The sequence below is a fragment of the Streptococcus sp. CF7_Ac1-12 genome (genome assembly GCF_024295905.1).
GTDB classification, from domain to species: domain Bacteria; phylum Bacillota; class Bacilli; order Lactobacillales; family Streptococcaceae; genus Streptococcus; species Streptococcus mitis_AP.
Map to the genome: position 1 here is coordinate 1 of NZ_JANCPG010000004.1, position 18,959 is coordinate 18,959.

At 40.0% G+C, this 18,959-nt stretch carries 14 protein-coding genes and 3 pseudogenes; 14 read left to right on the plus strand and 3 right to left on the minus strand.

All coding sequences use genetic code 11. From position 1 onward, the window contains the following. The 5 genes and pseudogenes from NMM17_RS02875 to NMM17_RS02895 form a co-directional block, all read left to right on the plus strand. A pseudogene (locus tag NMM17_RS02875) lies at window positions 1-285 on the plus strand (hypothetical protein); the annotation flags it as partial. Window positions 286-659: 374 nt separating this feature from the next. Beyond that, window positions 660-1,679, plus strand: a complete 1,020-nt coding sequence (locus NMM17_RS09625) for an Ig-like domain-containing protein (protein ID WP_000757036.1) — start codon at window positions 660-662, stop codon at window positions 1,677-1,679. A gap of 261 nt (window positions 1,680-1,940) precedes the next feature. Beyond that, window positions 1,941-3,284 carry a PspC family transcriptional regulator gene (locus NMM17_RS02885; protein ID WP_254753800.1) on the plus strand — a complete coding sequence of 448 codons (1,344 nt, stop codon included), beginning with the start codon at window positions 1,941-1,943 and terminating at the stop codon, window positions 3,282-3,284. 209 nt (window positions 3,285-3,493) lie between these two features. Further along, window positions 3,494-7,072 (plus strand): SIALI-17 repeat-containing surface protein, encoded by a 3,579-nt coding sequence (locus NMM17_RS02890; RefSeq protein WP_254753801.1) that lies wholly within the window; start codon window positions 3,494-3,496, stop codon window positions 7,070-7,072. Between the two features lie 266 nt (window positions 7,073-7,338). Beyond that, window positions 7,339-7,665, plus strand: a pseudogene (locus NMM17_RS02895) (transposase family protein); the annotation flags it as partial. Window positions 7,666-7,667: 2 nt separating this feature from the next. Here the strand turns inward: NMM17_RS02895 and NMM17_RS02900 are convergent. Next, window positions 7,668-7,802 (minus strand): annotated as a pseudogene (locus NMM17_RS02900) (flagellar assembly protein H domain protein); the annotation flags it as partial. Beyond that, window positions 7,801-8,703 carry an Rpn family recombination-promoting nuclease/putative transposase gene (locus NMM17_RS02905; protein WP_000603332.1) on the minus strand — a complete coding sequence of 301 codons (903 nt, stop codon included), beginning with the start codon at window positions 8,701-8,703 and terminating at the stop codon, window positions 7,801-7,803. The gene NMM17_RS02905 and the pseudogene NMM17_RS02900, both read right to left, overlap by 2 nt. A gap of 147 nt (window positions 8,704-8,850) precedes the next feature. Here NMM17_RS02905 and polA point away from each other — a divergent pair, with 147 nt between their 5' ends. Both polA and NMM17_RS02915 read left to right on the plus strand, forming a co-directional pair. Continuing rightward, complete coding sequence (gene polA, locus NMM17_RS02910) at window positions 8,851-11,484, plus strand: DNA polymerase I (RefSeq protein WP_254753802.1); 2,634 nt, start codon at window positions 8,851-8,853, stop codon at window positions 11,482-11,484. 84 nt (window positions 11,485-11,568) lie between these two features. Beyond that, window positions 11,569-12,006, plus strand: a complete 438-nt coding sequence (locus NMM17_RS02915) for a CoA-binding protein (protein ID WP_254753803.1) — start codon at window positions 11,569-11,571, stop codon at window positions 12,004-12,006. Between the two features lie 30 nt (window positions 12,007-12,036). Here NMM17_RS02915 and NMM17_RS02920 read toward each other — a convergent pair whose 3' ends face one another. Next, window positions 12,037-13,047: a YeiH family protein gene (locus tag NMM17_RS02920; protein WP_254753804.1), complete on the minus strand. Its 1,011-nt coding sequence runs from the start codon at window positions 13,045-13,047 to the stop codon at window positions 12,037-12,039. Between the two features lie 148 nt (window positions 13,048-13,195). On the opposite strand from NMM17_RS02920, the gene NMM17_RS02925 reads away from it, so the two are divergent. The 7 genes from NMM17_RS02925 (at window position 13,196) to NMM17_RS02955 (ending at window position 18,951) form a co-directional block, all read left to right on the plus strand. Continuing rightward, window positions 13,196-14,365, plus strand: a complete 1,170-nt coding sequence (locus NMM17_RS02925) for a pyridoxal phosphate-dependent aminotransferase (RefSeq protein ID WP_004257696.1) — start codon at window positions 13,196-13,198, stop codon at window positions 14,363-14,365. After that, on the plus strand, window positions 14,362-15,132 hold the full coding sequence (recO, locus tag NMM17_RS02930) for a DNA repair protein RecO (RefSeq protein ID WP_254753805.1): 771 nt from the start codon (window positions 14,362-14,364) through the stop codon (window positions 15,130-15,132). Before NMM17_RS02925 ends, recO begins: the two co-directional genes overlap by 4 nt. Next, a complete protein-coding gene (gene plsX, locus NMM17_RS02935; RefSeq protein WP_000717471.1) occupies window positions 15,129-16,121 on the plus strand; it encodes a phosphate acyltransferase PlsX in 993 nt (330 codons plus the stop codon). The genes recO and plsX overlap by 4 nt, the downstream gene beginning before the upstream one ends. Before the next feature lie 5 nt (window positions 16,122-16,126). After that, on the plus strand, window positions 16,127-16,360 hold the full coding sequence (locus tag NMM17_RS02940) for an acyl carrier protein (RefSeq protein ID WP_000136454.1): 234 nt from the start codon (window positions 16,127-16,129) through the stop codon (window positions 16,358-16,360). 167 nt (window positions 16,361-16,527) lie between these two features. Continuing rightward, complete coding sequence (locus NMM17_RS02945; protein WP_029690019.1) at window positions 16,528-17,382, plus strand: C40 family peptidase; 855 nt, start codon at window positions 16,528-16,530, stop codon at window positions 17,380-17,382. A 112-nt stretch (window positions 17,383-17,494) separates the two neighbouring features. After that, window positions 17,495-18,664 carry an N-acetylmuramoyl-L-alanine amidase family protein gene (locus tag NMM17_RS02950; protein WP_049502339.1) on the plus strand — a complete coding sequence of 390 codons (1,170 nt, stop codon included), beginning with the start codon at window positions 17,495-17,497 and terminating at the stop codon, window positions 18,662-18,664. Window positions 18,665-18,816: 152 nt separating this feature from the next. Beyond that, entirely contained in the window at window positions 18,817-18,951 is a 135-nt protein-coding gene (locus NMM17_RS02955) for a ComC/BlpC family leader-containing pheromone/bacteriocin (RefSeq protein ID WP_004257719.1), read from the plus strand. Window positions 18,952-18,959: the final 8 nt, after the last annotated feature.

An 18,959-nucleotide genomic window follows, 5' to 3' on the forward strand; every position in this document is an offset into this window, starting at 1 on the left:
GAGGAGGACAGGAAAATGTTTAGCCAACTACGCATGCGAGAAGAACAAGCCTTGTTAGCACAGGACTATGCCTTGGAACAAGCTGAAGAAAAGGGCTTAGAACGTGGTCGAGCTGAGGGTCTTGAACAAGGTTTAGAGCGTGGACTTGAACGTGGGAAAGTTGAAGGAAGGGAAGAAGGAAAACTTTTTGCCTTTCTGGATATGGTCCGCCAAGGTCTTCTGACACCTGAGGTTGCCAGCCAGCAGTTGGGCATGACCGTCGCTGAGTTTGAGGCTTTGCTATAAGGTCACATTTTAAATAGTAGAAAGTTGATGAAATGGCAAGTTCTTATCAAAAAACTTGCCATTTTTACTTGACATTTAGAAGTGTTTATAAGATAATACCATAGACGTGAGTTCTGTCCAACTGTCTATGTGGATTAGATATGAATGATTTTACTCAAGGATGATAAGTTTGTGAGATTTTCACTTGAAAAATGCAGTATTTGACGGGTATTTTTTCTCACAAAAATGTTTTTTTCACCTTTTTTTCTAAAAATGGGTAAAAACTTTAAAAACTAGAAGAAAACCCTTGACAAATCCTGCAAATATTTATATACTGTATGGTAGTAAGATAGTCTTACGAAAAATATATAATGAAAAATAAAGGAGATAAAACGATGAAAAAAGTTTTATTGACAAGCGCAGTCGCTCTTGCAGCATTTGGTGCTGTTCAAGCTGTTTCAGCTAACACTGTAACTCTTAAACCTGGTATGGTAGATCCAACAACAGGTAAACTAGTGACAGACGCAGGTTCGAACAATGGGCAAAATACTGCTACAGATAAAGATGTATTTCAAAATGGTAAATTAGTAAATAACTTACCTGGATACAGCCGTTTTGGTAATTTTGATATTAAAACTGCATCAGTTACTCCAGTTGCTGAAGTAAAAGACAAAGGTGAGCACTATGTTCGTGTAAACGTTGTAGATGCTAAAGGAAACCCAATCCCAGGTGTAGCTATTGATTTTGCAGTTACGACTGATAAAGGTGTTGTATATGTAACAGTTACTACAGATGAAACAGGATCAGCTATCGTTACAAAAACAGCTAAAGTTAAAGCTGATGCAGCTGGAACTGAAGTAGATGCTGAACTCCCAGTAAGTTTCGCTGAAGGAACAGTAGTAAAATATCGTCTAGTTAAATCTCATGCTACAGATGGTAAAGATGTAGAATTTGTAGGTGAATTCAAAGTTTCTGGTGATTTGTATACTAATGCAAATATCGTTATCAATGAAGTTCGTCATACAGATGTGACATTCCAAGGACAATCTGCTACAGGATGGCGTAAAGATGCTAAAGGTCAATGGTCTTACTTGAAAGATGCTAAAGGAACTAAAGCAACTGGTTGGCTTAAAGACAACGGTACTTGGTACTACTTGAACGCTGAAGGCGTAATGCAAACTGGTTGGGTTAAAGACAACGGTACTTGGTACTACCTAGATGGTTCAGGTGCAATGCAAACTGGTTGGAAATATGTAGGTGGTCAATGGTACTACCTAGATGGTTCAGGTGCAATGCAAACTGGTTGGAAATATGTAGGTAGCCACTGGTACTACCTAAGTGGTTCAGGTGCATTACTTGTAAACACAACTACTCCTGACGGCTACACTGTAAACGGAAATGGTGAGTTGGTATAATACCAATATATAAAAAAGACTAGGAGATTCTTCTCCTAGTTTTTTCTTTGGCTCTTTGTCAATACTAGTGATTGGGTCATGAGGAATTGTATTAAATAAAGTGGAGATTGTGACATAAATAGAGGATGCTCTCTACTAGAGATAGTAAAGAGCTTTTTTACCTTTAAATATTTCTACACTTTTTATGTTTTTTATTGCATTAATTATAGAAAAGGAATATAATGAAATAAATTTAATAGGTTAATAAAGGAGGTTTTTCTCATGAAGAAAACGATTACGGGTATTTTGCTAGCAACTTCAGTGCTAGCTATAGCTGCAGTTCAGCCAGTAAGTGCTGCAAGTACAGGAACTAGTGCATCGTCGACAGGTGCTCAATCTACTTCATCATTTAAGGAAATTCATTTTGTGACATTCCAAAATGGTAGACCCGTTGATATCAAAGCAGCTGTTACAGGAGCAGCAACATCTGATACAAGTCATCCAGCTATTGATAACTATATGTATACTACTAGTAGAGTAGAAGATGGTATTCTTTACCATATGTATGCGCCTACTAGTACTTCAGGTAATACAAGCAACGCCTCTCAAATAAACCCATATCGTAGAGATAATAATCAAAATAATGGTAGTGCTAATAATGGGGGAAGTAGTAACCAAACTAACGGAACTAATGCCAACCAAAACAATAGTGCCACTACTAACAATAGTACAAGTAGTGGTCAGTTTAAAGCAGAGGGTGGAAAAGTCTACTATATCAAGGATGGCAAAAAAGTTACTGGTTGGCAAAAGATTGATGGTAAGACTTACTACTTTGAAACTGATGGAGTAATGAAAAAAGGGCTACTAACCTTAGGGGATAAACAATACTATCTGAATGAAAAAGATGGCTTCAAACAGTTGGGATTGGTAAAAGTTGCTGATAAGACTTATTATTTCGTTGAAAATGGTGAGAAGAAAACTGGATTTATCAAAATAGATGAAAAAACTTACTATCTAAAAGATGGTGTTCTGACACCCAATATTGTTGTAATTGATGGTAAAAAATTCTTTATTGATAATGAAGGGAACCGATCTGTTGGATGGAAGAAAATTGACGGTAACTGGTATTATTTCTCTAAAGAAGATGGAATGAAGACAGGTTGGATTAAAGATGGTTCATGGTATTACTTGGATGAAACTGGTGTGATGAGAACTGGTTGGAAACAAGTTGATGGTAATTGGTATTATTTAAACGATTTAGGTGCCATGCAAACTGGCTGGAAACTTATAAATGGTAGTTGGTACCATCTCGACAGTTTAGGTAAAATGAGTACTAGATGGATAAAAGAAAATGGTACCTGGTATTATCTTGATGGTTCAGGTGCCATGCAGACAGGTTGGAAACTTGTAGATGGTACATGGTATTATCTTGATGGCTCAGGTGCTATGAAGACTGGCTGGGCTAAAGTTGGTGGTACATGGTATTACCTTAAAGGCTCAGGTGCTATGGTAACTGGTTGGTTCCAAGTAGGTGATAAATGGTACTATGCTTATAGTTCAGGAGCTCTTGCTGTCAGCACTACAATCAATGGTTACACAGTAAATGCCAACGGTGAGTGGGTTTAAAAGTGTAAAATTTACCATAGAAAATGTAAATAATGAAAAGAAAATAAAAAGAAAGCTTATAAACAGGCCTTCTTTTTTCTTTTACAAGAGATATATTTGAAAATCAATATAAGTATATAAATGTAAAGATAAAATCACCTATCACTTGATTATATTTTTAGAAAGAGTTATAATAAACCCAAATATAATTCTAAAAAAGGGTTTCAAAAATGGGTAAAAAGAAAATGATTTTAACTAGCTTGGCTAGTGTGGCTGTATTGGGAGCGGCATTTGCGGCATCTCAACCGTCAGTTGTAAAAGCTGATGATTCTTCCAATACAACTACAACTCCAGCTCAACCGGCAGCTACTCAGCCTGCCGAAACTGGAGCTACTGACACTTCTAAAACAGAAGTTACAAGTCCAGAAATTAAAAAAGCTGAAGATGATGCTAAAAAAGCTGAAGAAACAGTTACTGAAGCTCAAGCAAAAGTAGACACAACTACTACTGCAGCTAACGAAGCAAACACTAAACTAGAAGCTGAGACAAAAGAAGCTGCTGACGCTAATGCTGCAAAAACTAAAGCTGAAGAAGCTAAAAAAACTGCAGATGATGAATTAGCAGCTGCTAAACAAAAAGCTGCTGAAGCTGACGCTAAAGCTAAAGAAGAAGCTAAAAAAGAAGAAGATGCTAAGAAAGAAGAAGCTGATTCTAAAGATGCTCTATCAAAAGCTTTAGATCAATTAGAAGAATCAATCGCAAATGATCCAAAAATTACTAATAAAGAAGCTGCTAAAAAAGCTGCTAAAGAATTAGTTGACAAAGAAGGATTATTAAAAGCTATTGAATCTGGTGATTTAAAAGCTGGTGATATTCTTAAAGAATTAGAAAACGACAGTAATACTGCTGGTAATACATCAACAACTCCAGCTGAAGCTAAATCTAAAGATCAACTTCCAGAAGACGTTAAAGCTGGAATCGAAAAAGCTGAAAAAGCAGATGCTGCTCGTCCAGCATCAGAAAAACTTCAAGATAAAGCTGATGATTTAGGTGAAAATGTTGATGCGCTTAAAGAAGATGCTGATGCATTAAAAGCTGAAGAAGATAAAAAAGCGGAAGCTCTTAAAAAACAAGAAGATACATTAAAAGAAGCCAAAGAAGCATTAAAATCAGCTCAAGATAATGGTTCTGATGTTGAAATCGTTGCTTCATTAGATAAAGTTGTTAAAGCTATCGAAAAAGCTAAAGATGCTGCACAAGATGCATTCGATAAAGCTGCTTCTGATACTCAAGCTTACGCTGAAGAACTTAACAAACTTACTGATGAGTACAACAAAACTCTAGAAGAAGTAAAAGCTGCTAAAGAAAAAGAAGCTAGCGAACCAGCTAAGCCAAAAGAAGAAGAACCAGCTAAACCAGCAGAAAAAACAGAAGCTGAAAAAGCTGCTGAAGCTAAAAAAGAAGCAGATGCTAAAGTTGCTGAATTGCAGAAAAAAGCAGACGAAGCTAAAACAAAAGCAGATGAAGCTACAGCTAAAGCTACTAAAGAAGCTGAAGATGTAAAAGCTGCACAAACTAAAAAAGAAGAAGCAGATAAAGCTAAAACTGAAGCAGAAACTGAATTAGCTACAGCTAAAGCAGAAGCTGAAAAAGCAAAAGCAAAAGTTGAAGAACTTAAAAAAGAAGAAGCTGAAACTAGAACTGCTCTTAAAGATGCATTAGATAAATTAGAAAAAGATATCGATGCTGATGCTAAGATTACAAATAAAGAAGAAGCCAAAAAAGCATTAGGTAAAGAAGATATTTTAGCTGCAGTTGAAAAAGGCGACTTAACTGCAGGAGATGTTCTTAAAGAATTAAAAGGTCAACATGAGACTGCTGAAGCTAACAAAAATCAAGATCCACAAGCAGACAAAATTGGCGCTACAAAAAAAGAAGGAAAACCTCTTGCTGAACTTCCTACTGCTGATAAAGAAAAATTAGACGCTGCTTACAACAAAGAAGCTTCTAAACCAATCGTTAAAAAACTTCAAGATATCGCTGATGATATCGCTGAAAAAATTGAAAAATTAACTAAAGTAGCTGATAAAGACAAGGCTGATGCTACTGAAAAAGCTAAAGCTGTAGAAGAAAAAAATGCTGCATTAGATAAACAAAAAGAAACTTTAGAAAAAGCTAAAACTGCACTTGCAACAGCTAAGAAAAACAATGCTGAACAATCTATCCAAGATGGATTACAAGATGCTGTAACTAGATTAGAAGCTGCTGTTGCTTCTGCTAAAACTGCTGCAGATGAAGCTCAAGCTAAATTCGACGAAGTTAACGAAGTAGTGAAAGCTTACAAAGATGCAATCGATGAACTAACTGATGATTACAACGCAACTTTAGGTTATATCGAAAACTTAAAAGAAGTTCCTAAAGGTGAAGCACCAAAAGACTTCGCAGGTGGAGTAAATGATGATGAAGCAACTACTGAGCCTGCTAAGGAAGCGGATGAGGTTCCAACGGTTCCTAATGCTCCAGAATTCAATGGTGGGGTAAATCCTGCTGACGCTCCTACAGCTGAAGAAAAACCTGAATTCACAGGTGGAGTAAACGATGAAGAAGCGCCTACAACACCAGCAACTCCAGAGTTCAATAGTGGTGTAAATGATGATAATGCTCCTACTCAACCTAATAATCCTGAATTCAACGGAGGAGTAAATGATACAACACCTCCTACTGAACCTAATAAACCAGAGGGAGAAGCTCCAAAACCATCTAAACCTGAAACTTCAAACGGAGATGCACTTGTACAACCAGAACTTCCAGAATTCAATGGTGGAGTGAATGATACAACACCTCCTACTGAACCTAATAAACCAGAGGGAGAAGCTCCAAAACCATCTAAACCTGAAACTTCAAACGGAGATGCACTTGTACAACCAGAACTTCCAGAATTCAATGGTGGAGTGAATGATACAACACCTCCAACTCCTGCAAAACCTGAAGGAGAAACTCCAAAACCAACTAAACCAGAAGCTTCAAACGGAGATGCACTTGTACAACCAGAACTTCCAGCATTCAAAGGCGGAGTTAACGCTGTTGAAGCTGCTGTTAATGAAGTTCCAGAGTTTGGTGTTAATAACCCTGAAATCAAAAAAATCTTAGACGAAATCTCTAAAGTAAAAGAGCAAATCAAAGACAGCGAAGAAAATGAAGGTGTTGAAGATTATTATAAAGATGGATTAAAAGATCGTCTAGCTGATTTAGAAGATGCCTTAAATACTTTAATTAATAATAAAGCTGAGGTTCTATCTGGAAGTAATGATACAGAAGACTTAAAAGTCACACGCTATGTTGATATTGCTACTAACACTGATATTTTGAATGCTGAAGAAGGTCATTTCAAAGGTAAATCAATTGCAGGTTATACTTTTGTGAAATCTGAAGAAAAAGATGGTATTATTACTAACTATTACAAAAAAGTAACTAATCACTATTCTACTCCAAATTCAGATCCAAGACTAACACCAACTCCTGGAAATCCTGTTCCAAATGAATCACAAGCTCCAACACCAGCTACTCCAGCAGCTGAAGCTCCAACACCAGCTCCGGCTACACCAACAGCTGAGACACCATCAACTCCTGCGGTTGCACCAACTGTAGCAGGTACTAGCAAAGATAATACATATCAAGCTCCAGCTGCGAAAGCAGAAGATAAGAAAGAACTTCCTAATACTGGTGGTAAAGATAATGTTGCAGTTGCATCATTAGGATTCCTTGGATTGCTCCTAGGTGCCCTTCCATTTGTGAAACGCAAAAACTAATTAGTTGAAGATATAAAAGAGAAGGATTTATGACCTTCTCTTTTTGTGATATGGGCTATAGTGAGAGTTCTGTTGAAAAGAAGAAAAAAGTGAACAAAACGATGTTTTAGTCTTGTTCACTTTTATGTTGTTCTATAAACTTAGTCTCTATAATATTTGTAGTGGGTAAATCCCCATGGATATTATGGAGCCTATTTTGTTGTAGAAAAAAAGTTCCATAATATCCATAATGAAAAGCGACAAAACAACTCATTAGAAAGATTCATATGGAACAATTACATTTTATCACAAAATTACTCGATATCAAAGACCCTAATATCCAAATTATGGATGTTCTTAATAGGGATACTCACAAAGGAATCATTGCTAAACTGGATTATGAGGCTCCACTTTGTCCTGATTGCGGAAGTCAAATGAAGAAATATGACTTTCAAAAACCGTCTAAGATTCCTTACCTTGAAACGACTGGTATGTCTACTAGAATTCTACTTAAAAAGCGTCGTTTCAAGTGCTATCAGTGCTTGAAAATGATGGTCGCTGAGACTCCTCTAGTAAAGAAAAATCATCAAATTTCTCGTGTCGTAAACCCAAAGAAGCTCTTGTAGTCTAGCAGTTGGTCTGCTTGACTGATGGTTCGCTCAGGTTGCTGGGTAAAGGGTTTGTTCCCGAAAAACTCCAACCATGGCTTACGAACCTCGTCTTTGCTGGTTTCTCTGTATTTTTTAATCTTATTTACAATGGTCTTTCAATAGTTCTTCAAACTCAGCGACCGTCATGCCTAATTGCTCACTCGCAAATTCGGAAGTTAAAACATGTTGACGTACTAAATCAAGAAAGGTAAATATTTTCCCACGTTCAAGACCACGCTCTAATCCTTTTTCTTCAGCTTGTTCCAAGGCATAGTTCTGTGCTAACAAGGCTTGTTCTTCTCGCATACGTAGTTGGCTAAACATCTTCCTGTCCTCCTCGGACCAGCTCTTATAGTCTAGCAGTTGATCTGCTTGGCTAATGGCTCGCTCGGGTTGTTGGGTAAAGGGCTTATTGCTAAAAAACTCCAACCACGGCTTGCGAACCTCGTCTTTACTGGTTTCTCTGTATTTTTTTAGTTCTAAGAATGCCATCTTTACTAGATGATTTTCCTGTCCATTGTTTGTAATTGTTAAAGCCTCACCCGTCGAATCCTCGCGCATGCTAAAGCAATGAAAAGCCAAATCATCTGAGAAATAATTGCTATCTACAATGGCGATAGCATATACCGGTGCGATGTGTTTGTAACTCTGGTGTGTATCACCTTCTTGCTGACGAATTTTTTCAAGGTTTTGATTGACCTGACTGCACAGGTAAGCCCACAAACGATTAATGAAAAAATTCTGATGATGAACTTGGATTTCGATAATAACCTGCGTGCCATTGTCCAACTCTGCCAAGACGTCTATACTGGTATAGAAATCCTGCGCCGAGTACGGCAGGGAAGGCAAGACGTGAATGTTACTTCCCTCCAAAATCGTTACATTTTTGGCCGGCAAGTCCAGCATATCGCGAATAAATTGACAAGTGATTTCTGGATTGCTGAAAATTTTCTTAGCAACCAAGTCATTGGTTGGGCTAATGCCCGGATGTCTTAGAATCATCCTTTTCCTCCTTTTATTATATCACAGTTTTAAATCTAGGTTTACTAGATTCACTGCTACTATCTATTTATTCGGAAAAAGGATGAAAAATACTCGGTCTGGCTCTTCCCAATGGTATTTTTTGGTGCTTTCCTTTATAATGGGTGTATGGATAAGAAAAAATTACTATTGATTGATGGGTCTTCTGTTGCTTTTCGGGCGTTTTTTGCGCTCTATCAGCAGTTGGACCGTTTTAAGAATGCGGCTGGTTTGCATACCAATGCGATTTATGGTTTTCAGTTGATGTTGAGCCATCTGTTGGAGCGGGTTGAGCCGAGTCATATTTTGGTGGCTTTTGATGCGGGAAAGACAACCTTCCGGACAGAGATGTATGCGGACTATAAGGGTGGTCGGGCTAAGACTCCTGATGAGTTTCGTGAGCAATTTCCCTTCATTCGTGAGTTGCTGGATCATATGGGGATTCGTCACTATGAGTTGGCTCAGTATGAGGCGGATGACATTATTGGGACACTAGATAAATTAGCTGAGCAAGATGGTTTTGATATTACCATTGTCAGTGGGGACAAAGATTTGATTCAGCTGACTGATGAGCATACGGTGGTTGAAATTTCCAAGAAAGGTGTGGCTGAGTTTGAGGCCTTTACGCTAGAATATCTTATGGAAAAGATGGGCATTACACCGACTCAGTTTATCGATCTCAAGGCACTCATGGGTGATAAGTCGGATAATATCCCTGGGGTGACAAAAATCGGTGAAAAGACGGGTATCAAGCTCTTGCTGGAGCATGGCTCGCTTGAGGGTATTTATGAAAATATCGATGGGATGAAGGCTTCTAAGATGAAGGAAAATCTCATCAATGATAAGGAACAGGCCTTTTTGTCGAAAACACTGGCGACCATTGATACCAAGGCACCGATTGAGATTGGTTTAGAGGATGTGGTCTATAGTGGTCCAGATGTTGAAAATCTTGGGAAATTCTATGATGAGATGGGCTTCAAACAGCTTAAGCAGACTTTAAATGCATCGTCAGCTGATGTGGCTGAGAGTTTGGACTTTACTATTGTTGACCAAGTCAGTCAAGACATGCTGAGTGAAGAGTCTATCTTCCATTTTGAGCTTTTTGGTGAGAATTACCATACAGAGGATTTGGTTGGATTTGCCTGGTCTTGTGGGGAAAAGCTCTATGCTACAGACAAGCTTGAACTTTTGCAAGAGCCGACTTTCAAGGATTTTCTAGAAAAAACACCTCTGAGGGTGTATGACTTTAAGAAGGCTAAAGTTCTCTTGAATCGTTTTGGTGTGGATTTGCAGGCGCCTGCTTTTGACAGCCGTTTGGCTAAATACCTCCTTTCGACTGTGGAGGACAATGAAATTACGACTATTGCTAGTCTTTATGGTCAGACTTACTTGGTTGATGATGAGACCTTCTACGGTAAAGGTGTTAAAAAGGCCATTCCTGAACGTGAGAAATTCTTGGAACATTTGGCGCGTAAACTTGCTGTTTTGGTCGAAACAGAGCCTGTTTTACTTGAAAAACTCAGTGAAAATGGGCAATTAGAGCTTCTTTATGATATGGAGCAACCTCTGGCCTTTGTCCTTGCCAAGATGGAAATTGCTGGGATTACGGTCAAGAAAGAGACCTTGCTTGAGATGCAGGCTGAAAATGAGCTTGTCATTGAAAAACTCACTCAAGAGATTTATGAACTGGCTGGTGAGGAGTTTAATATCAACTCGCCTAAGCAGTTGGGTGTCCTTCTCTTTGAAAAATTGGGACTTCCTTTAGAATACACCAAGAAAACTAAAACAGGTTACTCGACAGCAGTGGATGTGTTAGAGCGTCTGGCTCCGATTGCACCGATTGTTAAGAAAATCCTGGATTACCGTCAGATTGCTAAGATTCAGTCTACTTATGTGATTGGCTTGCAGGACTGGATTTTGGCTGATGGCAAGATTCATACGCGTTATGTGCAGGATTTGACCCAGACTGGGCGTCTGTCTAGTGTGGATCCTAACTTGCAAAATATCCCTGTGCGTTTGGAGCAAGGCCGTCTCATTCGTAAGGCTTTTGTGCCTGAGTGGGAGGATAGTGTGCTGCTCAGCTCAGACTATTCACAGATTGAATTGCGCGTTTTGGCGCATATCTCTAAAGATGAGCACTTGATTAAGGCTTTCCAAGAGGGGGCGGATATCCATACCTCAACAGCCATGCGTGTCTTTGGTATTGAGCGTCCTGAGGATGTGACTCCAAACGACCGTCGCAATGCTAAGGCAGTTAACTTTGGAGTGGTTTATGGAATTTCAGATTTTGGTTTGTCTAATAATCTGGGCATCAGCCGTAAGGAGGCCAAAGCCTACATTGATACCTACTTTGAACGCTTCCCAGGTATTAAAAACTACATGGATGAAGTGGTGCGTGAGGCGCGTGATAAGGGCTATGTGGAGACCCTCTTCAAGCGTCGTCGTGAGTTGCCAGATATCAATTCGCGCAACTTTAATATTCGTGGTTTTGCAGAGCGGACAGCTATCAACTCACCTATCCAGGGGTCGGCGGCAGATATTCTCAAGATTGCTATGATTCAGCTGGATAAAGCCTTGGTTGCAGGTGGTTATCAGACTAAGATGCTCTTACAAGTGCACGATGAAATCGTCCTTGAAGTTCCTAAATCTGAATTGACAGAGATGAAAAAATTGGTCAAACAAACCATGGAAGAAGCCATTCAACTCAGTGTTCCCCTCATCGCAGATGAAAATGAAGGGGCAACCTGGTACGAGGCTAAATAAAAAGGGGGCTAGTCCTCCTTTTTTGTAGTCAAATTCTGCAAGCCTTTTCAAAATATGCTATACTGATGAAAAAGGAGGATTTCTATGAGTCAAGAATTTATCAATCCAAGTGATGGCGTGATTCGTCAGTATCTAGCAACGAGTAAGACCCTTGCTGTGGTGGGCCTGTCTGATCGTGAGGAAACAACCAGCAATCGAGTGACCAAGGAAATGCAGGCTAGGGGTTATAAAATTATCCCAGTCAATCCCAAGGCGGCAGGTGGCGAAATCTTGGGTGAAAAGGCTTATGCCAGCCTCGCTGAGATTCCTTTTCCTGTAGATATTGTCAATGTTTACCGTCGCAGCGAGTTTTTGCCCGATGTGGCACGTGATTTTCTCAAGGCTGATGCTAAGATTTTTTGGGCACAGCTAGGACTTGAAAGTCTAGCAGCGGAAGAAATCTTGCGTGCTGGAGGATGCGATGACATCGTGATGAATCGCTGTATCAAGAGAGAACATACTCGCTTGATTGAGGAAGCATAAGAAAAGGTAGCTGGTGGGCTACCTTTTGTGTTAGAAAATACCGATAAGAGTCTGCATACCAAGACTGGTAAGGATGATGGCTATCCAGCAGACGGCTCCGAGAATAATGGATTTTCCGCTGGATTTAATCATGGCTACCAGATTTGTTTTGAGACCGATAGCACTCATGGCCATGATAATGAGGAATTTAGAGAGTTGTTTGAGAGGGGTAAAGAAGCTACTGGACACACCGAGAGAGGTCAGTAGGGTGGTTAGGAGAGATGCAAGAATGAAGTAGAGGATAAAAAGTGGGAAGACTTTTTTCAGTTGCAATCCTTGCTTATTTTCTTGTTGGCGACTTTGCCAGTATGAGAGAAAGAGAGTGATGGGGATAATAGCTAGGGTTCGTGTGAGTTTGACAATGGTTGCGGATTCGAGGGTATTTGTTTGGTAGAGACTGTCCCAGGCGCTGGCTGTGGCGGTTACAGAGGAAGTATCATTGACCGCAGTTCCTGCAAAGAGGGCGAAGCCATCATTGGATAGATGAAGCCAGGTTCCTAGAGTTGGAAAGATTAGTGCAGCCAAGACATTGAAGAAAAAGATAACGGAGATGGCTTGGGCGACTTCTTTTTCCTTAGCATGGATAACGGGCGCTGTCGCGGCAATAGCAGAGCCCCCACAGATAGAAGAACCTACTCCAATCAAGGTAGCCAGTTTTGTGTCCAATGCAAAGAAGCGCTGGAAGAGGTAGGCAATAATCAGAGCTATTGAAATGGTGGATAGGATGACAGGGAGTGAAGATTGCCCAACTGCGAAGACTTGAGAGATATTGAGACCAAAACCAAGCAAGATAACGGCATATTGGAGTAATTTCTTGGAACTAAAGGTCAATCCCGCATCCAGTTGTTTATAGGGCGAGAGAAAGGGATGGAGAAGCATGCCTATGAAAATCGCAAAGACGGGTGCGCCAATGACAGGGAAGAATCCTCCTAAGTACCAAGATACGATTGAAATGAGAAGGCAGGCCAAGATGCCTGCTCCATTTTTTGATAGAAATGACATAAAAACCTCCAAATAGAATCTGTTACCATTATAGACCTGTAAACAGGAAAAGTAAAATAGAAAGTGGAAAGCTATTCTATAATGTATTTTTGCGGTCGGGGAGCTTTTGTAGTATAATAGAGATACGTTTTGAAAGTAGGAGGTATCTATGGACTTAACTAAGCGCTTTAATAAACAGTTAGATAAGATTCAAGTTTCGTTGATTCGTCAGTTTGACCAGGCTATTTCGGAGATTCCTGGGGTCTTGCGTTTGACCTTGGGGGAGCCTGATTTTACAACGCCAGATCATATCAAGGAGGCGGCCAAGCGAGCGATTGATCAGAACCAATCCTACTATACAGGGATGAGTGGTCTGCTGACTCTACGTAAGGCGGCCAGTGACTTTGTTAAGGAAAAGTACCAACTGGACTATGATCCTGAAAATGAAATCTTGGTTACAATTGGGGCGACAGAGGCTTTATCTGCTACTTTGACGGCTATTTTGGAAGAGGGAGACAAGGTACTTTTGCCAGCTCCTGCCTATCCAGGTTATGAACCGATTGTCAATCTAGTTGGGGCAGAGATTGTCGAGATTGACACAACTGAAAATGGTTTTGTCTTGACTCCTGAAATGTTGGAGAAGGCCATTTTGGAGCAGGGTGACAAGCTCAAGGCGGTTATTCTCAACTATCCAGCCAATCCGACAGGAATTACCTACAGTCGGGAACAATTGGAGGCCTTGGCAGCTGTTTTACGCAAGTATGAGATTTTTGTTGTCTGTGATGAGGTTTACTCAGAATTGACCTACACAGGCGAAGCCCATGTGTCTCTGGGAACCATGTTGAGAGATCAGGCTATTATTATCAATGGTCTATCTAAATCGCATGCCATGACAGGTTGGCGTTTGGGTCTGATTTTTGCTCCTGCAGCCTTTACAGCTCAGTTGATTAAGAGTCACCAGTACTTGGTTACTGCCGCAAATACTATGGCTCAACATGCTGCGGTGGAGGCCTTGACGGCTGGTAAAAATGATGCGGAGCCTATGAAAAAGGAATACATCCAGCGTCGGGACTATATTATCGAGAAAATGACTGCTCTTGGTTTTGAGATTATTAAACCAGACGGTGCCTTCTATATCTTTGCTAAGATTCCAGCGGGCTACAATCAAGATTCCTTTGCTTTTCTGAAGGATTTTGCACAGAAGAAGGCCGTTGCCTTTATCCCTGGAGCAGCCTTTGGGCGTTATGGGGAAGGCTATGTTCGCCTATCTTATGCAGCTAGTATGGAGACTATCAAAGAAGCCATGAAACGACTTGAGGAGTATATGAGAGAAGCATGATTCAGTCTATCACGAGTCAAGGCTTGGTGCTCTACAATCGCAATTTTCGTGAGGATGATAAGCTCGTCAAGATTTTTACAGAGCAGGCTGGCAAACGCATGTTTTTTGTCAAACACGCTGGTCAGTCTAAGCTGGCGCCGGTTATTCAGCCCTTGGTGCTGGCTCGATTTCTCTTACGAATCAATGATGAGGGGCTTAGCTACATTGAGGATTATCATGAGGTGATGACTTTTCCCAAGATTAATAGCGATCTCTTTGTCATGGCTTATGCGACCTACGTTGCAGCTCTTGCCGATGCTAGTTTGCAGGACAATCAGCAGGATGCTTCCTTGTTTGCTTTTTTACAAAAGACCTTGGAGTTGATGGAAGCGGGCTTGGATTATCAGGTTTTGACCAATATTTTTGAAATTCAAATCTTGACTCGATTTGGGATCAGCCTCAATTTTAATGAGTGTGTTTTTTGTCATCGGGTTGGTCAGGCTTTTGACTTTTCTTTCAAATATGGCGCCTGCCTCTGTCCAGAGCATTATCATGAAGATGAGAGACGTTGCCATCTCAATCCCAATATCCCTTATCTGCTCAATCAATTTCAAGCTATTGATTTTGAGACCTTGGAGACCATTTCGCTCAAGCCTGAAATTAAGCAAGAGCTACGCCAATTTATGGATCAACTCTACGAAGAGTACGTTGGGATTCACCTAAAATCAAAGAAATTTATTGATTCCCTAGCAGACTGGGGACAATTACTAAAAGAGGAAAAGAAATGAAAAAAATCGCAGTAGATGCCATGGGGGGCGATTACGCACCCCAGGCCATCGTTGAGGGTGTCAATCAATCCCTAGCTGACTTTTCAGATATCGAGATTCAACTCTACGGAGATGAAGCTAAAATCAAGCAATATCTAACAGCGACAGAGCGTGTCAGCATTATCCATACGGATGAGAAGATTGATTCAGACGATGAACCTACGAGAGCTATTCGGAAGAAGAAAAATGCCAGTATGGTCTTGGCGGCCAAGGCTGTCAAAGATGGAGAGGCAGATGCTGTGCTCTCGGCTGGGAATACAGGTGCTTTGTTGGCTGCAGGATTCTTCATCGTGGGTCGTATCAAGAATATCGACCGTCCTGGACTTATGTCAACATTGCCGACCGTTGATGGGAAAGGTTTTGACATGCTAGACCTTGGTGCTAATGCGGAAAATACAGCCCAACACCTCCACCAATACGCTGTCCTAGGTTCTTTCTATGCCAAGAATGTTCGTGGCATTGCTCAACCACGTGTTGGTTTGCTCAACAACGGAACAGAGAGTAGTAAGGGAGACCCGCTTCGTAAGGAAACTTATGAATTATTAGTGGCTGATGAAAGTTTGAACTTTATCGGAAATGTGGAAGCGCGTGATTTGATGAATGGCGTTGCGGATGTTGTCGTGGCAGATGGTTTCACGGGAAACGCTGTGCTCAAATCCATTGAAGGGACAGCTATGGGAATCATGGGCTTGCTCAAGACCGCTATTACAGGTGGTGGTCTTCGAGCGAAACTAGGCGCCCTCCTTCTCAAGGACAGCCTCAGAGGTTTGAAAAAGCAGCTCAACTATTCAGATGTTGGTGGAGCGGTCTTGTTTGGTGTCAAGGCACCGGTTGTCAAGACTCATGGCTCAAGCGATGCCAAGGCTGTTTATAGTACAATCCGCCAGATTCGTACCATGCTAGAAACAGACGTAGTTGCCCAAACTGCGCGTGAATTTTCAGGAGAATAAAAGAGATGACAGAAAAAGAAATTTTTGAACGTATTGTGACCATTATCCAAGAGCGACAGGGAGAGGATTTTGTCGTGACAGAATCCTTGAGTCTGAAAGATGATTTGGATGCGGACTCAGTCGACTTGATGGAGTTTATCTTGACTCTGGAAGATGAATTTAATATCGAAATCAGCGATGAAGAAATTGATCAACTGCAAAGTGTAGGAGATGTGGTTAAGATTATTCAAGCAAAATAGACATCGGAATTCCAAGGCGTTTGCTTTGGAATTTTTTATTTGGCTCAGGTGACCGTTTAGGAACAGATTTAGTCTTTCTAGGGACAGGAGAGATGTGTGGAGAAATAAAGGATATAATGGAGTCAGAAAAATCAATCTTCAAAAAGGAGAAAAAAGAAAGGATTTTTATGATGAAAAAATATCTTTATTCTAGTTTATTAGTTCTTGCAGGAGGCGTTCTCCTAGCAAATAATACTGTGGCCTATGCTAATTCCCCATCAGCAAGTGAGAAAGAAGCGATTGCTCAATTAGTTAATCAAGGCAAGATAAAAGCTGAAGAAGCTGATCAAGTAAAATTGATTGGTTTTGAAGATAAAGAAACTCAAGCAGAGGGCAATCAAGAGAAGAAAGCTTTCAATCAATATCGTGATCCTAAAGGAACATGGATGCAAACCAATGGTAAATGGTGGTTTAAATACGGTTCAGGTGGGTATGCTAAAAATTGGGAACAATTAGATGGCAAGTGGTACTATTTTGATGACCAAGGATGGATGAAAGAAAATACTTGGATTCAACCTGATGGTAATTATTACTACTTATCTGCTAGTGGTGCTATGGTCACTGGTTATCAACGTGTGAATGGTACACCGTACTTCTTTAGAGAAAGTGGTGTATGGGTAGAAAATCGTGGGCAAGCCCTTGGTGAATATGCAAAGACATTTGTAGGAAAAATCCCATATGTTTGGGGTGGGGCAGATTTGAATAGTGGCGTAGATTGCTCAGGATTTACGATGGCTATTCATGCTAAGTTTGATATTAGTATTCCTAGAGTGACCTATGGTCAAGCAACAGGAGGAAGTTATGTAAGTAATGGTTCTCAACAAGCTGGAGATTTGATTTTGTATAATAGTGAAGAGACAAATGACCATGTAGGTATTTATGTTGGTGATGGAAAGGTTGTTCACGCTCCATATCCAGGTCGATATGTTTCTTATATGGATCAATATGCTATTACTCAAAATACAATTCGTAGATATTGGTAATATTGTCTAATTTTTCACAATATTATTGACTTTGACAATGAAAAGTATTAGAATATAGCTAAATAAAGAGGGGAAACCCTCCTGTAGCTATTCAATAAAGGAGGAAATGGCTATGAAAAAATCTAAACTACTTACACTTGGTTTACTTGCAGGTGCTGGTCTACTTTTGTCTATCAATCAAGCACAGGCTGCAGATACTTGGGTTAAAAATGGCGCTGACTGGAATCTTTCTCAAGATGGAAGCTTAGCTAAAAATAAATGGGTGCAAAATGCTGGCTCTTGGTATCACTTCGATAGCGCTGGTAAAATGCAGACAGGCTGGCTCAAAGACGGCAATACCTGGTATTCACTAGCAGATAGTGGTGCCATGCGTACTGGCTGGTATAAGGAAGGAAGCACATGGTACTCACTAGCAGATAGTGGTGCTATGCGTACTGGTTGGTACAAAGAAGGGTCTACATGGTATTACCTCAAAGGCAGTGGCGCTATGGCAACAGGATGGACTATTGCAAATAATCAATGGTCTTACTTTGAAAATTCAGGTGCTATGGTCGCAGATAGAGCTGTCCCAGCCAGTGATGGGGAAAGTTATGTCATTGGTAAGGATGGCTATCTAGCAAATAGAAAAGATTCTGGATACAATATTCATGATATTGTTAAACTTGGAGATGGGCAAGAATATTTGCTAAATGCTAAAGGTGACGATGTTATTATTGAAAAAAACACTTGGTATATTAAGTCTGAAATCAAGAAGTTTTCCGACAAATATGGGGATGAAGTTTCAAATACAATCTTAGCTTTAGTAGATAATAAAGAAGAAGGACAAGAAATTGATCCTAAAGCTGTTATTCGTAATTTCCAAAATCTACCAGGTCGATATTACTTTGGAGCAGATGGTCGTAGAGTATTACCACTTCCAGAGATGACAACTAGATCAGAAATCAAAAAAGTTGGCAATGATGTCTATTTAGAAAATCCAGGTGCACGACTTCGTCTTGGAGCTACTAACTTTACAATCAATAACAATAAACTATACTATTTAGAAAATGAGCAAGGTAAGCTCAAAACAGGTTACTTTGTATTAATTGATGATGGAGCAACCACTACACACCATCATATCCTAGCCTATGCGGATCAATCTGGTGAAATTCTTAAGATGAAACGCTTGCCATCAGGAGTTTCAAATTTCCTTGATAAAGAAATTGATGGTTTATATGGTGAAAAAATTAAAATTGAATCTCCACACTCAAACGAATATTATAAAGTGGTCGTGGTTAAATAAAAATAATATCTTCACAACTAATTGTTAACACTCTAACCAATATACCATTTTCAGGAGGCTTTAGATTTCTTGTATTTTAAAAGGAAACTAAAGCCTTTTGTAGATGGAGCAGGGGATAGAGTTATCTATAAAATAATGAAAAGGAGTCTGTCATGGAAATGAAAAATATATTTGTAGAATTGGAGCAATTTGAAGAGTTAACCCCAGAGGTATTGGAGGAAGTGAATGGTGGAGGGATTTTTGAAGATATTTACCATTGGCTACATCTACTCCCAGAGCCAAGATAGTATTTTGA

Excerpts from the sequence above, each read along its gene's own strand:
- NMM17_RS09625 (WP_000757036.1), top strand. The coding sequence starts at position 660 with ATGAAAAAAGTTTTATTGACAAGCGCAGTCGCTCTTGCAGCATTTGGT.
- NMM17_RS02885 (WP_254753800.1), top strand. The coding sequence starts at position 1,941 with ATGAAGAAAACGATTACGGGTATTTTGCTAGCAACTTCAGTGCTAGCT.
- NMM17_RS02890 (WP_254753801.1), top strand. The coding sequence starts at position 3,494 with ATGGGTAAAAAGAAAATGATTTTAACTAGCTTGGCTAGTGTGGCTGTA.
- NMM17_RS02905 (WP_000603332.1), bottom strand. The coding sequence starts at position 8,703 with ATGATTCTAAGACATCCGGGCATTAGCCCAACCAATGACTTGGTTGCT.
- polA (WP_254753802.1), top strand. The coding sequence starts at position 8,851 with ATGGATAAGAAAAAATTACTATTGATTGATGGGTCTTCTGTTGCTTTT.
- NMM17_RS02915 (WP_254753803.1), top strand. The coding sequence starts at position 11,569 with ATGAGTCAAGAATTTATCAATCCAAGTGATGGCGTGATTCGTCAGTAT.
- NMM17_RS02920 (WP_254753804.1), bottom strand. The coding sequence starts at position 13,047 with ATGTCATTTCTATCAAAAAATGGAGCAGGCATCTTGGCCTGCCTTCTC.
- NMM17_RS02925 (WP_004257696.1), top strand. The coding sequence starts at position 13,196 with ATGGACTTAACTAAGCGCTTTAATAAACAGTTAGATAAGATTCAAGTT.
- recO (WP_254753805.1), top strand. The coding sequence starts at position 14,362 with ATGATTCAGTCTATCACGAGTCAAGGCTTGGTGCTCTACAATCGCAAT.
- plsX (WP_000717471.1), top strand. The coding sequence starts at position 15,129 with ATGAAAAAAATCGCAGTAGATGCCATGGGGGGCGATTACGCACCCCAG.
- NMM17_RS02940 (WP_000136454.1), top strand. The coding sequence starts at position 16,127 with ATGACAGAAAAAGAAATTTTTGAACGTATTGTGACCATTATCCAAGAG.
- NMM17_RS02945 (WP_029690019.1), top strand. The coding sequence starts at position 16,528 with ATGATGAAAAAATATCTTTATTCTAGTTTATTAGTTCTTGCAGGAGGC.
- NMM17_RS02950 (WP_049502339.1), top strand. The coding sequence starts at position 17,495 with ATGAAAAAATCTAAACTACTTACACTTGGTTTACTTGCAGGTGCTGGT.
- NMM17_RS02955 (WP_004257719.1), top strand. The coding sequence starts at position 18,817 with ATGGAAATGAAAAATATATTTGTAGAATTGGAGCAATTTGAAGAGTTA.